This is a genomic window from Pontibacillus sp. ABV4_188 (genome assembly GCF_056311905.1).
In genome coordinates, this window is sequence record NZ_CM149975.1 from 3,178,608 (window position 1) to 3,194,522 (window position 15,915).

At 41.4% G+C, this 15,915-nt stretch carries 16 protein-coding genes and 2 riboswitches; of the genes, 6 read left to right on the forward strand and 10 right to left on the reverse strand.

The features are described 5' to 3' along the window. Window positions 1–266 precede the first annotated feature (266 nt). The 4 genes from menB to ACYX4O_RS16285 are packed head-to-tail and all read right to left on the reverse strand — an operon-like array spanning window position 267 to window position 5,057. Window positions 267–1,088 carry a 1,4-dihydroxy-2-naphthoyl-CoA synthase gene (gene menB / locus ACYX4O_RS16270; protein WP_476352255.1) on the reverse strand — a complete coding sequence of 274 codons (822 nt, stop codon included), beginning with the start codon at window positions 1,086–1,088 and terminating at the stop codon, window positions 267–269. Window positions 1,089–1,119: 31 nt separating this feature from the next. Further along, the gene (gene menH, locus ACYX4O_RS16275) at window positions 1,120–1,929 is read right to left on the reverse strand and encodes a 2-succinyl-6-hydroxy-2,4-cyclohexadiene-1-carboxylate synthase (protein WP_476352257.1); all 810 of its coding nucleotides are present in this window, start codon (window positions 1,927–1,929) and stop codon (window positions 1,120–1,122) included. Window positions 1,930–1,938: 9 nt separating this feature from the next. After that, the gene (gene menD / locus ACYX4O_RS16280; RefSeq protein ID WP_476352259.1) at window positions 1,939–3,672 is read right to left on the reverse strand and encodes a 2-succinyl-5-enolpyruvyl-6-hydroxy-3-cyclohexene-1-carboxylic-acid synthase; all 1,734 of its coding nucleotides are present in this window, start codon (window positions 3,670–3,672) and stop codon (window positions 1,939–1,941) included. Further along, window positions 3,669–5,057: an isochorismate synthase gene (locus ACYX4O_RS16285; protein WP_476352260.1), complete on the reverse strand. Its 1,389-nt coding sequence runs from the start codon at window positions 5,055–5,057 to the stop codon at window positions 3,669–3,671. The genes menD and ACYX4O_RS16285 overlap by 4 nt, the downstream gene beginning before the upstream one ends. A 425-nt stretch (window positions 5,058–5,482) precedes the next feature. On the opposite strand from ACYX4O_RS16285, the gene ACYX4O_RS16290 reads away from it, so the two are divergent. From ACYX4O_RS16290 to ACYX4O_RS16310, 5 genes are all read left to right on the forward strand, one after another. After that, a complete protein-coding gene (locus tag ACYX4O_RS16290; protein WP_476352262.1) occupies window positions 5,483–6,430 on the forward strand; it encodes a 1,4-dihydroxy-2-naphthoate polyprenyltransferase in 948 nt (315 codons plus the stop codon). Between the two features lie 246 nt (window positions 6,431–6,676). Next, a complete protein-coding gene (locus tag ACYX4O_RS16295) occupies window positions 6,677–7,066 on the forward strand; it encodes a hotdog fold thioesterase (protein WP_476352264.1) in 390 nt (129 codons plus the stop codon). 39 nt (window positions 7,067–7,105) lie between these two features. Then, window positions 7,106–7,477, forward strand: coding sequence for a TraR/DksA C4-type zinc finger protein (locus ACYX4O_RS16300; protein ID WP_476352265.1), 372 nt, complete (start codon window positions 7,106–7,108; stop codon window positions 7,475–7,477). 94 nt (window positions 7,478–7,571) lie between these two features. Then, window positions 7,572–8,060 carry a TspO/MBR family protein gene (locus ACYX4O_RS16305; RefSeq protein ID WP_476352267.1) on the forward strand — a complete coding sequence of 163 codons (489 nt, stop codon included), beginning with the start codon at window positions 7,572–7,574 and terminating at the stop codon, window positions 8,058–8,060. A 237-nt stretch (window positions 8,061–8,297) separates the two neighbouring features. Further along, complete coding sequence (locus ACYX4O_RS16310; RefSeq protein ID WP_476352269.1) at window positions 8,298–8,606, forward strand: YkvS family protein; 309 nt, start codon at window positions 8,298–8,300, stop codon at window positions 8,604–8,606. A gap of 238 nt (window positions 8,607–8,844) precedes the next feature. On the opposite strand, the gene ACYX4O_RS16315 is transcribed toward ACYX4O_RS16310, so the two are convergent. The 6 genes from ACYX4O_RS16315 to ACYX4O_RS16340 all read right to left on the reverse strand — a co-directional run bounded on the left by ACYX4O_RS16315 (window position 8,845) and on the right by ACYX4O_RS16340 (window position 15,005). After that, window positions 8,845–9,432 (reverse strand): ECF transporter S component, encoded by a 588-nt coding sequence (locus ACYX4O_RS16315; protein ID WP_476352271.1) that lies wholly within the window; start codon window positions 9,430–9,432, stop codon window positions 8,845–8,847. A 163-nt stretch (window positions 9,433–9,595) separates the two neighbouring features. After that, window positions 9,596–9,750, reverse strand: a riboswitch (FMN riboswitch). Between the two features lie 176 nt (window positions 9,751–9,926). Beyond that, window positions 9,927–10,271, reverse strand: coding sequence for a YolD-like family protein (locus tag ACYX4O_RS16320; RefSeq protein WP_476352273.1), 345 nt, complete (start codon window positions 10,269–10,271; stop codon window positions 9,927–9,929). 142 nt (window positions 10,272–10,413) lie between these two features. Beyond that, window positions 10,414–11,472 (reverse strand): M20/M25/M40 family metallo-hydrolase, encoded by a 1,059-nt coding sequence (locus ACYX4O_RS16325; RefSeq protein ID WP_476352275.1) that lies wholly within the window; start codon window positions 11,470–11,472, stop codon window positions 10,414–10,416. Between the two features lie 60 nt (window positions 11,473–11,532). Next, complete coding sequence (locus ACYX4O_RS16330; RefSeq protein ID WP_476352276.1) at window positions 11,533–12,390, reverse strand: DMT family transporter; 858 nt, start codon at window positions 12,388–12,390, stop codon at window positions 11,533–11,535. A gap of 732 nt (window positions 12,391–13,122) precedes the next feature. Beyond that, complete coding sequence (locus ACYX4O_RS16335; protein ID WP_476352278.1) at window positions 13,123–14,418, reverse strand: nucleobase:cation symporter-2 family protein; 1,296 nt, start codon at window positions 14,416–14,418, stop codon at window positions 13,123–13,125. After that, entirely contained in the window at window positions 14,415–15,005 is a 591-nt protein-coding gene (locus ACYX4O_RS16340; protein WP_476352280.1) for a xanthine phosphoribosyltransferase, read from the reverse strand. The genes ACYX4O_RS16335 and ACYX4O_RS16340 overlap by 4 nt, the downstream gene beginning before the upstream one ends. A gap of 127 nt (window positions 15,006–15,132) precedes the next feature. After that, window positions 15,133–15,234: riboswitch (purine riboswitch) on the reverse strand. A 205-nt stretch (window positions 15,235–15,439) separates the two neighbouring features. On the opposite strand from ACYX4O_RS16340, the gene ACYX4O_RS16345 reads away from it, so the two are divergent. Next, entirely contained in the window at window positions 15,440–15,832 is a 393-nt protein-coding gene (locus tag ACYX4O_RS16345) for a VOC family protein (protein WP_476352282.1), read from the forward strand. The last annotated feature ends 83 nt before the right edge of the window (window positions 15,833–15,915 follow it).

The window sequence follows — 15,915 nt, forward strand, 5'->3', positions numbered from 1 at the left end:
CCGTTCGCCTCCTTAACGCCAGGGCTTGCTTGGGGACTGCGAGACTCCCGCGGGATAAGGAGCCTAGGGAAGACCCCACAGAGAGCAAAGCGAACGAGGAGGCTTCCCAGCTCCCCGCAGGAAAGCGAGTTGTCCCCAAGCAAGCCCAACCACTCATCAAACATAACGGTCCCTTACTGCTAAGGTAGCTAATAAAAAAAGGATGCCTGTGGAGCCCCCATTAGGAGGGGGAGCTCTTCACAGGCACCCTCTAAACAACAATCGGTTTATGGGAAACGTGGGAACTGTTTGAAGTTCGGTTTGCGTTTTTCTTTAAACGCATCGCGACCTTCTTTTGCTTCATCTGTAGTGTAATAAAGAAGCGTTGCGTCGCCACCCATTTGTTGAAGACCCGCAAGACCATCTGTATCAGCGTTAAAGGACGCTTTCAAGAAGCGTAGAGCCGTAGGTGATTTCTCAAGCATTTCCTGACACCACTGTACAGTTTCTTCTTCAAGCTTCTCTAATGGCACAACCGTATTTACCATTCCCATATCTTCTGCTTCTTTAGCAGAATATTGGCGGCATAAGTACCAAATTTCGCGAGCTTTCTTATGACCAACCATACGAGCTAATAAACCAGCTCCGTACCCTGCATCGAAACTTCCAACTTTTGGTCCAGTTTGTCCAAAGATTGCATTGTCCGCAGCAATTGTAAGGTCACATACTACGTGAAGAACGTGGCCACCCCCAATTGCATATCCAGAAACCATTGCAACAACCGGTTTTGGAATAACGCGAATTAAACGTTGTAAGTCTAATACATTAAGACGCGGTACTTCGTCCTCTCCTACATAACCGCCGTGACCGCGAACTTTCTGGTCTCCTCCAGCACAGAATGCATCGTCTCCTGCACCAGCAAGAACGATTACACCGATTTTAGAATCATCGCGTGCGTAAGAGAACGCATCTAATAATTCTTTAACCGTGTGAGGACGAAAAGCGTTTCGTACTTCAGGTCGGTTGATGGTAATCTTAGCAATACCATCATGAGTTTGATAAAGGATGTCATCATAATGACGTTCATTAATCCATTCTACAGCTGACATATGTAAATTCCTCCTTTTAATTATAGCGCTCTCATTCAGTTTCACTTGAAACGATGAAGTCATATACTATTTTAGCAAAAGTTTGCGCTTGTTCCACATGAATTGCATGACCAGTTTGTGGTATGTGTTCATGACTTGCATTCAAGAAGTGATCTTCCATTTGTTTCGCAATGGATGTGAACTTCTCATCCCATTCACCCGTAACAAGCAGAACGGGCTTTGTAAACGTGGATAAGCGGTCCCACCAAGAAGGTTGTACACCTGTACCCATACCACGTAAAGAAGCAGCTAACCCTTTTGGGGTCTGACTCAAACGCTCTTTACGTATTCTGTTCTGGATATCTTCTGATAAACCTTTCTGGCTTTCAAACAAAGGGAGCTCCTCCCATTTGTCCACAAAAGCTTCGATACCATCTTGTTCTAAGGCTTCTGCTAACCCTTCATCTTTCGTTTGGCGAGCAAGTTGATCTTGTGTGGAGTGAAGTCCGGGACTTGCACTTTCAAGCGTTAAACTTCTCACCATTTCAGGGTAGGCCATTGCAAATGAAAGAGCTGTTCTTCCTCCCATAGAATAGCCTATTACATGGGCAGATGACAAGGACAACTGTGCTAGAAGTTCGCTAATATCCTTGCAGACAGACTCCATTGTAAATTCTCCTGTAACCTCTGTCTTTCCATGCCCTGGGAGATCTATTCTTATCCATTGCATTTCTGTTTGATGGGTACTTACTAGTTCGTCCCATGTGGAGTGAGACCCTGTAAAACCATGCAATAGCAATACAGGCTCCCCTTCTCCAATACTATCTACCCAATAATTTTGTTCGTGAACCTTTACATACATCGTCAACCATCACCTTTCTAATAAGGCACGTTCAATTTGTTTCCACTTTTGACGATGCCAAGCAGCATTTTCTTCCCGGTTTGTTTTTACTTCAATGACAGACAGCCCTTTAGCTTCAGAAGTTTTGCCTAAAGAATCCCGGAATTGCTCCCATGAGGATACTTCTTCGTACTGACCTCCGTACATCTCAATAACTTTACTATAGTCAAGAGATAGAGGCGTTCCAAACAAAGGCTCAAAATGTTTCTTATGCTCAGCTTGAGGTAAGAAAGAGAAAATGCCTCCCCCTTCGTTGTTAATCACCACAATTCGAAGATCTAAGCCAAATTGTTTCGCTGCAAATAGACCATTAAGATCATGAAAGAAAGATAAATCACCCAACACAAGAGTAACTTTCTTCCCGTAGGCCGCTGCTCCAAGTGCACTCGAAACAACTCCATCTATGCCATTAGCCCCTCGATTAGCTAGTGTTCGAATCGATTTAGGTGTGGTCAACATAAACGTATCTAAATCGCGAATGGGCATACTGTTCCCTACAAAAAGAGAGCCTTCTTCAGGGAAACTTCTTAAGACCTCCGTAAAGATATGTCCTTCTGATAAGGTCCCTTCTTCATCTTCAATTAGCGTTGCTTTAGCAAGCTGATTGGCTTCTTGCCATTTCTTTAGCCATTCAACATCAAAGAACGATGACTCCAAATGATTAACCCAAGTGTCACAGAATTGTTTTCCATCAGCAAATATAAGAGAAGCTTCATTTCCACTTGGTTCCCGGAAGCCTTCGTAAGATTCTACAACGTACTGCTCAATTTCAGGATGGTCTTGGAGCATAAGCCAATAAGGTTTCGAGACAGGCATAGCTCCAAAGCGAATAATGAAATCAGGAACAAACTGCTCTCTAACCTCTGGACTTTTTAATATGGCATCATAGCTTTCAATTACATGGTCCTTCTCATGTTGACCAGAGCGAACTTGAGATAGCGGGTCGGCTAGTACCGGAAGCTGTAAATATCGAGCAAGCTGCGTGATCGCAGCCGGTAATTCTTGATCCGTTTGTGGGCCACATACAAGTAAGCCTTTTTGATGCTGATCTACCCTTGATTTAATCTCCGCAATGACCTCCGGCTGAACGGTTCTCTCCCCTTTATAAGCATGGTGAAATGATCGTTCAGAACCTTCTCCCCATAGATGATCAAGTGAGAAGTCAGGAATCAAGGGGGAACGAAACGGAAGATTCAGATGGACTGGACCAGGGTTATGGTCAAGTGATGTGTGGAACGCTCTCGCAGCCTTGCTACGTACGTACCGAAGCATCGGTTCACTACTCTCAGGTAGCGCCAGCTCCTCGAACCACTTTACATACTGACCAAACATATGAATCTGATCAATTGCCTGAGGAGCTCCTACATTCCGAAGTTCATGAGGTCTATCAGCCGTTAATACCAATAAAGGAACTCGGCTGTAATAGGCTTCAACAATAGCTGGATAATAATTAGCAGCTGCTGTTCCAGATGTACATACAAGCGCAACCGGCTTTTGCTGTTCTTTGGCTATACCCAACGCAAAATAAGCCGCCGAACGTTCATCTACATGAATCCAATGGTTCACTGATTCATGTTCTGCAAAGGTCATGGACAATGGTGTGGATCTCGATCCAGGAGAAAGAACCACATCGGTTAATCCTGTTTGGACGAGCTCATCTACAAAATTGGCCACATATCTAGTAAGGGTTTCTGTATGTGTCATTCTCTTCCTCCTAAAGCATGAATCATAGGTAAGAACTTAACAGCGGTTTCTTTGTATTCTTCTTCAGGGTCAGAGTCTTCTACAATTCCACACCCAGAGAAAAGAATGGCCTGATCTTTCTTTAATAAAGCCGAACGTATGGCAACAGCAAATTCACCATTTTGATAACTGTCAAACCAGCCTACCGGTGAGGCATACCAACCTCTATGAAATGGTTCATTATCTCTAATAAATTGAAGAGAGTCCTCTCTTGGATACCCACCTAAAGCAGGAGTAGGATGGAGTTTCTCAACGACTTCTAGTAACGACACACCCTTCTTAAGCGTTCCACTCACGGGAGTATAAAGGTGTTGCAAGTTACGAAGCGGGTATAAAATAGGTGAATCTGGTACGTGAACATTTTCACAACAACCTGTTACAGCTTTTTTTATCATTTGTACGACAAAGTCGTGCTCCTGCAAATTCTTCTCATCGTTGATTAGCGCTTGGCCTAACGCTTCATCTTCTTTTGGAGTTCTGCCACGTGGTACCGTCCCTGCCAAGCACGTTGATAACAGTTCATTGTCTTCGACTTTGACAAGCCGTTCAGGCGTCGCTCCTACAAAACAAGAGTCTCCGCTCTCAAACGCAAATATATAACTTTGTGTCTGCTCTTCTTTCAATTGGCGGATTACAGAAGAAGCCTTACGATCATCTGAAAATGAGAGAATCATCTCTCTGGCCAAAACAACCTTCCCTAATCGTTTACTTTTGATATGATCCGTCGCTTTCGATACAATTTCTTTAAATTCAAAAGGACGCACTTCTTCTTGACTCGTAACCGTCACATCACCTTCATAAGTGAACGATCCAGCCAGTAATTTCTGATATTCTTCTGTAACATGATTAAATAGTTCATCCTCGTTATCGTTTGGGTGAATCATCATATTAATGGTTAAATAGGTCTCTTCTTCCCATTCAGTCAACAAATACATCGGAATTAAGACTTTACTGTTCGGAAAATCACTCCACGTTCCATTCTCTTCCTTTAATGGGTCAAACGAAAACCCACCTAAAGCAACAGGACCCGTGCCCGGAACCTCATATGGGTTGTCAACCATAGCAGTTTCTAGAACATCATTCCACATTTGCCTAGTAGAGAAGAATCGATTGTGCTCGGCTTCAAAAGTATAAGCCGACCCAACACCCACTAGAGTGAACACCGTATCAGCACTTGTCCAATACACCCGTTCCCCCTGATAAACTTTCCCAGCCTGGAAAAAACCAAGAGAATCAACCGAATCCAACCTAGTGGTTACACTTATAAGCTGAGGCGTGTCTATATGCTTTCTATTTGAAAGAGCTTTATAAAGCTTTTCATGATAAAACGAAGTTGTTTCAATCAAATGAATGCCCTCCAATCATCAGGGACTTTGCTACTATATATTTTGGCACAACAGTACTATTATATCGAAAAATCATTATAAATCATAAAATCCCATCTTTATTTTATTCTCTTTTCCCAACTTCCTCAAGTAAAAAGAAAAGTGCAGGCGACTGTTCAGCAATAGTGGAAGTTCGACTAAAACCGTCACGTCCTGTGACAACATCGAACGACCCCACCTCGTGTGAGGACGGAGCTAGACATCAGAAAAGCACAGGCGACTGTTCACCCCTCCATTATCCAACGGAGTACCAACAATCATTACTATCCCTCATAAGCACATTTACAGTAGCTTCTAAAGGCTCTTTCCGTATTGACAGTGTCATGCAGTTTGCCTAAACTGAAATAGGACTATTATAAAATAGTCATAATTAAGGAGAGAAAAAGATGCAAAGCATGAACAAAAAAGATATACAAACAGCCTTGAATGAACAGAAAGGTTGGCAAGTTTGGTGGCGATTGTTACGACCACATACGTTAACGGCGGCTTTTGTGCCTGTATTTATTGGTACAATGCTGGCAGGACTTGATGGTTCGTTTCATTTAGGTTTATGTCTCGCTATGCTTATTGCTTCAATCCTCATCCAGGCAGCTACAAACATGTTCAATGAGTATTATGACTATGTGCGTGGTTTAGATACAGAGCAATCTGTTGGAATCGGCGGAGCTATTGTTCGAGATGGCATACCACCCAAGAAGGTTCTAGCACTTGCGCTTAGCTTCTTTGGTGTAGCAATGATTTTAGGTGTTTATATCTGTATCTTAACGACTTGGTGGATTGCTGCAATTGGCATTGCTTCTATGTTATGCGGCTATTTATACACAGGAGGCCCTTATCCAATAGCTTACACACCTTTTGGTGAGCTTGTTTCTGGATTCTTTATGGGAACAGTTATCATAGGAATCAGTTACTACATTCAAACAAATATGGTAACAGCTCAAGTTGTTCTTATTTCTATTCCTGTAGCCATTTTAATTGGTGCAATTCTTCTTGCTAACAACATACGTGATCTAGAAGGAGATCAAGAGAACGGACGTAAAACACTGGCCATACTCTTCGGACGTAAAGGAGCTATTCGCTTCCTTGCCACGTTGTTTGGGTTAGCTTACGGATTAACAATGATTTATATTGCAATTGGCTTACTTCCTTTATGGTCTCTGATCGTATTGATCAGTTTAGCTAAACCAAAAGGAGCTGTTGAAACATTCTCCAAAAACTCAACTCCTTTGGCAATGATGCCAGCTATGAAATATACAGCTCAGACCAATACAATCTTTGGCTTTTTACTTGGCCTTTCGCTATTATTTCAATTTATTATACCCGTATCATGGTAAAAGGAAGCAGAATAACACTTTGAAGTGCACTCATCGTTCTGCCTAAATGAAATAAGTAACCATAATAGCTCATCATTACTCAATGCTCCCCTCTAAGTAGACAGTTTAAATTAATAACTGTTGCCTTGGAGGGGAGTATTTTTATTTGAAGGCAGGATTGTCTACACCATAAGAGGAATACAGATAGAAGAACCGTTATGTTTGATTCTAGATTGAAAAGGAAATAAAAAAGAAAGGAACGATAATATGAATTTAACTGCTAAAAATACATTATTGGGAGCTTTAGGAATTGAAGAGGTAGAGATGAAGAAGGAACGTGTCGTTTTATCTATGCCTGTAGATGAACGTACCCACCAGCCTCTTGGTTTTTTACACGGAGGGGCGAGCGTCGCTCTTGCGGAAACAGCAGCAAGTATTGGTTCTATTCTGCACGTTGATATGGAAGAATATAATGTATTCGGCATTGAAATAAACGCCAACCATATTAAAGCGAAGCGAAGCGGGACTGTTTACGGCATTGCGACTCCAACACACGTTGGGAAAAGTACAATGGTTTGGGAAATCAAAGTAGTCGATGAAGAAGATGAACTGATTTGTCTCTCACGCTGTACCGTCGGTGTTGTTCCTAAGAAGTAATAACCTCTCCTCCTCCCTCATTTGAAAGGAGAATTCACGATGTTATCAGATAAGCAATTACAAGAACTTAAAAAGCAGCTACATGTTATGAAAGAAGAAGCGGAAAAGGAATACCATAATCATGATGGGTATCTAAATGAAGATGAGGACCAAGGCAACTCTGTTGGGGAATTATCAAATGTAAATAGCCACCCCGGAGATCTTGGCACAGAGAAATTTGAGCGAGAGAAAGCTTACACACTTAGCGAACATGCTGAAGAACAGCTTGAAGAGATTAATGCAGCACTTGAACGTATGGAAAAAGGAACATATGGCTATTCCGAACATTCCGGTAAACCCATCCCATATGAGCGACTACAGGCGATGCCTACAGCTCGATACTTGGTTGAAGAACAAGAACAATCCTCTTAATGGAAAAGGCACATATGAGGCAAGCTATATAACAACATAAGTTGTGTAGCTTGCCTTCCTCTTTGTCCAATTCATTTGAAAGGAGCAAGAGAGAATGAACAAAGTAGTAAAAGGAACTCTACTCTTCTTACTTATTTACGGGTTATTTAGCATAGCAGGATTCTTGTTTCCCATTGATCAAGAATGGTATAACAGCTTAGACAAGCCTTCCTGGACTCCATCAGGGTCTACAATCGGAATCATTTGGGCTGTACTTTTCGCCTTTATCTCACTATCTATTGTAATGGCGTGGAGTTCGAAAGGAGAAAAACCGTTTTCTCCACTGTTTTGGGTCATCTTATTGATCAATTATGTCACGAATCAATTATTTAGCTTCTTCCAATTTGAGATGAAAGACTTACTACTTGCGACGGTAGATACTTTTTTAGTCGCCGTTACATCCGGCATCCTGATCATTTTAATCCGAAAGTACAATAAGGTTAGCCCATGGCTCCTTGTGCCATACCTTCTTTGGACAACGTTTGCGACCTATTTAGCCTTTACTTTTTATCGGTTAAACCCAACCGAAACATTCCTAATGTAGGCAACAAATCCCTCATTATCTTTGTAAACGTTTAACAAATCCATTAAAATGTATGAAGAAGTTATTGATTCTATTTAAACTTCTTGTTTAAATAGAAAAAAGAATCATGTTAGAGTAATACTCTAGGGAGAATGACGGCCCTTGAATATGGGTATAGATAAGGAAACCCTTGGCCTGAATCTTGACACAAACGTAACACAAAACACAACTACTTTTCACTAGGAAGGGGAACTTCTCATGGCTGATGAAAATATGAGCAAAGATTTAGTAAATGCTGCATTTGAAAAGAAAAATGCAGAGGAAGAACAGCAACAACAGCAAGAAGAAGAAAAAATAAAAGAAGAAGACAAAGCAACCGAAGGCGATATTATTACCTTCCAAAGAGACGGCCAACAGTTAGAAGCTGTCGTAACTTCTTCTAAATTAGAAAACTCAGTTGTTTGCGACATGACCATCATGGACGATTTTCATGAGCGTAATTTAGACTTCGAGAAAACCGTTGTCGCTCATACAAACTACAGCATTAAAAAACGCCGTGACGTTTAGGTTCAACCATAAAGAGCATCCCACTTCTAAAGTGTGATGCTCTTTTTATCAATCACTATATTTGAGACGGTCCGTTACAGAAAAGGCTCTCGGCCCACACGCGGAAGGCAAGTAGTTTTCCAGCCCACCATACTCCACACACTATCGTTAACGGAACATACTCCCAGCTTCGAGTATTCAAATATACAAATAAATCCCCTGCATCATTGATGCAGGGGATTTATTTATATATCTATTGCTATGCAGCTTTAATTGATTTCGTTTGTTTTTGTTCAAACCATGGCCTCATTTTTACGAATAAAGGAACAAAGAGCATTCCAACGATCATGCCTTTTACAGCATTAAATGGCATAATAAAGGCTGTTATATAAGCCATTTTGGAGTCTGCTATTTCAAAGCCCATCAACCATGTATAGGCTGGTAGAATGACAAGGTAATTTAATACAGACATACCGAGTGTCATTACGATCGTACCTGTTACAAGACCAGATACAACACCTTTTACACTCTTGAAACGGTGATATAACAAGGAAACTGGCAAGATAAACATGACTCCAGCTAAGAAGTTAGCACTTGCCCCAATAGGATCTCCACTTCCAAGCATAAAGTGAAGGCCATTTTTCATAGCTTCCACAATAATACCGGCTACCGGTGAGAATATTAATGCCGCAAATAAAGCGGGAACATCACTAAAATCCACTTTTAGAAAACCTGGCAAAAATGGAAGCGGGAAGTCCAACAACATTAATAATAGTGATATGGTGCTCATTAACGAGAGCGTAATGAGCTTAAATAATTTGGATGACTGACCTCTTGGTTTCATCATCGATCTCCTCCTTCATCTTTACTCTCGATTCACATCCCAGATGAAGGTGAGCGAATAATCCGCTATAGTGCATTCCATCAAAAAATCCCTCAAGCATATAGTAGCTTCAGGGTTGATAAAAGACCATAGAGAAATATAGGTATCATATATACCTATTTTCGCTCTACATCTTCTCCCATCCAGACTGTAACTGTCGGTCCCGGATTCTCACCAGGTCCACCGATCGGCACATATATGCACCAAGCGGGTCACGGACTTAGAACACCAAGTGGGTCCCTCACCGTCGGTCGGGAATTTCACCCTGCCCCGAAGATGGAATCGTGTTTAGTTGAGTACAATTCTCATTATAACTTCTCATTAAGGATTTGAACAGCAAAATGTTTCACAAAATGAATATCCATTCATTCCCCCTCCACCATAGCTATTCTTAAAGGTACTTTGCTCAAGCATTATAGTATGTACCCGTTAGCCAAATGGTGAGCATATATGGATATTCACAGTATTTTAATATCTGTAACGGCATGAATGTCTATCGATAATTCAGACTTGCATACTAACTTTATAACCCTCATTTTCTTATTCTCCGTCTCAAGAGCAGAAATTTTCACACTTTCTTCACGTAACGAATCACCATAAAGGTAATGAAGTTGAACAGGAAAAGAATCGTTCAAGGCTCTCCTTATTAAAAAATCAATTTCGACAGCCTTATCCATTGGGATCAACCCTTTCTTCACCCGTTCATCCTCTTTCCAGACTTCTTTCAACATTGCAATGTGTTCTGTTAACATCAAGCTAGTCCACTTCATCGTCCCCCGGTCTTGACTATTTCCTTTCTCCACAACTACCCCTCCATTAAAAAGAACATATGTTCCCATTATACATATAACCCTATCAAAAAAACACCTACTATTTAAAATTTATAAAGGAAAGACCCCGAATCACTCTTGTCGTGACCCGGGGTCTCCTATCCCTTCTTCATAATCAATCTTCTAACGGATTAAGACTTTCTTGACCCGTCATGTTTTCAATCATAGTAACTAGAAGATCAATTTCTTCATCAATGTCCTGTATGCTCGCTGTTTCGACTGGCGAATGCATATAACGTAGTGGCAATGATACAAGACTAATGGGTACACCTTTCCCTGTCAGACGCATTTTATCGGCATCAGTTCCCGTCATACGAGGAGTCAGTTCATATTGAACGCTCATCCCTTTAAACCTCGCCGCTTCTTCTAGCAAACGGTTTATCTTTATGTTAATCGGCGCACCTTTCGCTAATACAGGGCCACCTTCTAGCTTAATATCCCCATGTTTGTTCTTATTCACATAAGGATAATCTGTCGCAAATGTTACATCAACTGCAATCGCCATAGTCGGTTCAAGACCAGCAGCTGCGAAATAGGCACCGCCCATATTCGTTTCTTCGTTCACTGTACTCGCTGCATACACACCAACATTAATATTCTTCTGAGACAGTTTCCTCAATACTTCTGCTACGATAAAAGCTCCCGTACGGTTATCCAACCCGCGACCTGATATGTATCTGTCCATCATTATTTCTGGTTCACGCTTATATACAGCAAGATCGCCAATCTGAACGAATTTCTCCATTTCCTCTTTAGATTTAGCTCCACAGTCAATAAAAAGGTCATCAAGACCAAAATCACCTTTTAACCCGCCATGGTGCTGCGCATTTACCCCAATTACACCTGTAATCGTGCCCCCTTGGCCAAGAACAGTCACTTTCATGCCAACAGCCGCTTTTGGATTAATGCCTCCCATTTTGTCAAAATGTAAGAAGCCATGATCATCCACACGGTTCACGACGAGTGCAATTTCATCACTGTGACCCGCCAGAAGGATTTTAAATTCCGCTTCAGGGTTCAACACCCCTATGACATTTCCAGCGTTGTCTGTACGAATTTCATCCGCATATGGCTTCACGTATTCGATCCATTTCTTTTGGATCTCCATCTCCATACTTGACGGAGATGGGGTTTGTAATAAATCCATTAAAAAGTTTTGTTCTGATTGTTCCATCCACTATTCCTCCCCAATTGTTTCCTTTATCTTATCAATTTCATCGCCCTTAGACCAATGCTAGGACGTGCCCACCTTTTTATTCTTCCAAAACATATAGAAAGAAGCTCCAAAGATGATCGCATAACCAAGAAAACTTAATGCATCAGGTACTTGATTAAATACTACGATACTGATGACCGCTGAAAATAAAATATTCGTATAGAAAAAGATCGAAATTTCTTTAGCGGGGGCAAATTTATATGCAAGCGTGATTCCAAACTGACCTACCGTCGCAAAAACACCAGCCAACAGCAAATACAAGGTTTGTTGTAGAGACATCGGCTCATAAAATAGTGCCACAAATGGCAGTAACACGACGGTGGAGAAGAATGAAAAATAGAACACGATCGTGTAATACTCTTCTTTATCACCTAAAAAACGAAGAACCGTATAGGCAAGGGCAGCAAATATAGCAGATGAAAGACCTGCCATATAAGGAATGGTTTCCACCGAGAACTGCGGTTTTATAATAAGCAATGTACCTAAAAAAGCAATGATAATTGCAACAACCTGAAACTTCCTAGCCTTTTCATTTAGAAATAGAGCTGAAAAGATAATAAGAAGAAACGGGCTTAACTTATTCAACATATCGGCATCTGACAATACAAGATGATCAATAGAGTAGAAATAAAGCACCATTCCTAGTGTCCCAAGCGAAGATCTTAAAATTAAATATTTCTGGTGTTCCTTTTTACCAAAGAAACGTTCTTTGTTAAATAATACAAAGCCAAATGCTATAAACGCAGAAACAATGTTACGAAACATCGTCTTTTGTACCGCTGGTAAATCTCCGGAAAGTTTAACGAACGTAGACATCATCGCAAATCCGAAAGCAGCGCTTAATAATAGTAGTATTCCTTTGTTTGTATGACTCATGGTATTCCTCCAACGTATGTGCTTCTTGCTGATTGCAAACGTTCGTATCTTATCCTCAACACGCCCCATTGTCAACTATCTTGCCCCTCACCAAGCCCTTTTCATGCACATGAACACGGCTTCCCCTCCGAACCATCCCCAAAAGCCCCTTATATAGAAGACTTGAAGTTGAGGGAATGCTTCCGTTTGCTCAAATTGAGAATAAGGTGGTTCGGGAAATTACTCGCTTTCCGCGGCCCCACACGACGTGGGGTCGTTCGACGTTGTCACAGGACGTGACGGTCTTAGTCGAACTTCCTCTTTTACTAATGAGGCTCCTACTGCCGCAGGAGTCTCGCAATTTCCCGAACCACCTTTGCCATATATAGAGGGGACGGAAGCATGCTACATAAGGGAGGCGTATTGTTGATGCTCCGCCATACTCGATCTAAGAGGACGTTATACAACTTCTGATAAGGGGTGTCTGGGGAACGGGGAGACTCCTGCAGGAGAAAGAGGTCGACGAGACCCCGGAGCGAACGTAGTGAGTGAGGAGGCTCGACAGCTCGCCTGCGGAAAGCGAGTCGTTCCCCAGACACCCCTACCTCTCAATAAACGTAACGGCCTCACACACAATAAAGTGTCTCAGCTTCGAGCCTTCATGAGTACTCCCCTCTTAATTAACAAATAAAAACAAACAAGTTTATTAGAGAATAAAAAAGACCAAATCAAGGGATTTGGTCTTTTCCTATTTTAGGATGCTATTGACTGTGTTCTTTTTGGTTGTTCTCGTTTCACTTTGTGAGGGACCACATTTAAAAAGAGATTTAACAGGATAGCGGTTAAACTCCCTGCTACAATACCATTATCCGTTAAAATTTGAACCTGCTCCGGGAGTTTGGCGAATAGGTCAGGGGCGACGGTTACACCTAATCCCATACCGATAGAACACGCGATTACTAATAGGTTTTCCTGCTCTTTTAAATCAACTTGACTTAACATCTTAATTCCGTAAGCGATCACCATTCCAAACATCGGGATCATTGCTCCTCCTAGAACGGGTTCAGGAATTAATGTCGTAATGGCACCTATGACAGGAAATAGTCCGATTCCAATCAACATAGCGCCTGCAATGTAAATGACGTTTCTTGATTTTACGCCCGAGAGCTGAACAAGCCCAACATTTTGCGAATACGTAGTATAAGGGAAAGCGTTCATGAAACCACCGAACAGAATAGCCAATCCTTCTGCCCGGTATCCTTTTGTAATGTCTTTCTCCTCAATTTTTCTGTTCGTTATATCACTTAGCGCGAAATAAACTCCTGTAGATTCTACAAGACTTACGATCGCTACTAGAATCATCGTTAAAATTGGAGTCACTTCAAATGTTGGTGCACCGAAGTAAAATGGAGTCGGAATTCGGAAGAGTGCAGCTTCTGCTAAGGAAGATACATCTATTTTCCCCATGAAGATAGCCACAAGACTGCCCGCTACCAACCCAATTAAAATAGATACAGACCGGATAAATCCTGTGAACGCTCTTTGAAGTACAATGATTAAAAGGAGTACACCAAATGCAAGGAGAAGGTTTGAAATACTTCCGAAATCTTCACTCCCTGCACCTCCAGCTACGTTATCCATTGCGACAGGAATGAGTGTAATTCCAATAATCGTCACGACAGAACCTGTAACGACAGGTGGAAAGAATGAAACAAGCTTCCCAAAGATCGGTGCACACACTAACACGAATAATCCTGCTGCAATGATGGCCCCATAAATAGCTGTAATCCCTGAGCTACTCCCAATAGAGATCATCGGAGCTACCGCTGTAAATGTACACCCTAAAACAACCGGTAAACCTATGCCAAAAAATCGATTGCTAACTGCTTGAAGAATTGTTGCTACACCGCACATGAGTAAGTCGATAGATACAAGATAAGCTAGATCTTCCGCGTTCAAGCCTAAAGAACTCCCGACAATTAAAGGAACAATGACAGCTCCTGCATACATCGCTAATACGTGCTGCAGCCCAATTGTTATGTTTTTCATACATGAACACCCGTTTCTTCGCAAAAAGTGACACAGCCATCTTGAAGGGAGTGAATACGAGCTAAGGATTCAACCTTTATTCCTTTTGATTGTAAGAGCTCCCTTCCTGACTGGAATCCTTTCTCTATCACAATTCCGATTCCAGCAACATGCGCACCGGCTTGTTGGACGATATCTATTAACCCAAGAGCAGCTTGGCCATTTGCTAAGAAGTCATCAATAATGAGTACGCGGTCCTCATCGGTTAAAAATTCGGATGATAAACTGATTTCGCTCCATTCTTGTTTCGTAAACGAATAGACTTTAGAAGTAGCAAGACCTTCCTGAAGCGTTAGGGATTTTCGTTTTCTAGCGAAGATTACCTTTACCCCCATCGCTAATCCTGCCGTTACAGAAGGAGATATTCCTGAGGATTCAAGTGTAACGATTTTCGTGATTCCTTCCTGTTTAAATCTCTCCCTGAATGCTTCCCCTATTTCCATCATTAAAAGCGGGTCCACCTGATGGTTCAAGAATGAATCCACTTTAAGCACCTGATCATTTAAAACTTTACTTTCTTCCCGAATTCTTTGCTTCAACAACTCCATAATCTATTCTCCTAACACAGACGCACCCTGAATAAAAAAACCTCACAAAAGGCACGAGTATCGCGCCATTTGTGAGGTTTCATTCTACAAGCAGTAAGAATGGGAGTTAGTCTTTATACTAACTTCCACAAATGTATGCAATACTCATAGTCAGACCATTTACGGTAGCCTGGTAGAAACTTGCGAGCCATATCCTCGCCCTTATATGAGTACGTCTTAAATATTTTGTTGAGGTTAATTATATGGGAGCGTCCCAAAAAATTCAACCCATTTTTCACCTCTATACGAATATAGAAGTAAATATAAGTAAAAATGTTCGCCTTTTAAGAGGAGTTTTGATTTTGCGATAAAGGGAAGTCTAACAAATATACACCAAGAACTTTTGCATTCAATTACCTACTCATCAAACTACATTTTTCAGGAGGCGAATTATTTTGAATATATGTGCAATTAATATTTATGTAAGCGATCTGGACTTCGCCATTCAGTGGTATAACGAAGTACTAAACCTAAAGAAATCAACTGAACATGATAATTATCCTACTTGTATAGACTTAGTGCACGACCACAATGTTCGATTAACCCTTCACAGAACAGAGCGCGATACAGACATTGATATCTGGAAAGAAGCATCTACCATTATTACATTTGAAGTCGAGAACATACGAGCTACCATGAGAGACCTAAAAGAACGCGGAGTACGATTTTATGACGAGGAGCCCGTGTGGTTCCCAGATGGAGAACGTATTGCGTTTAGCGATCCTTTCGGTAATGTTCATGAGCTAGCTGAAGCCAAAGAAACTGCAAATGAAGAGAAGCCATGCTAAAAAGGACCTATTTTCAGGTTCTTTTTTTTTATTCCAGGAATTCCTTAACAAGATGAACATGGTTTATAAAAAAATGGTGTCAG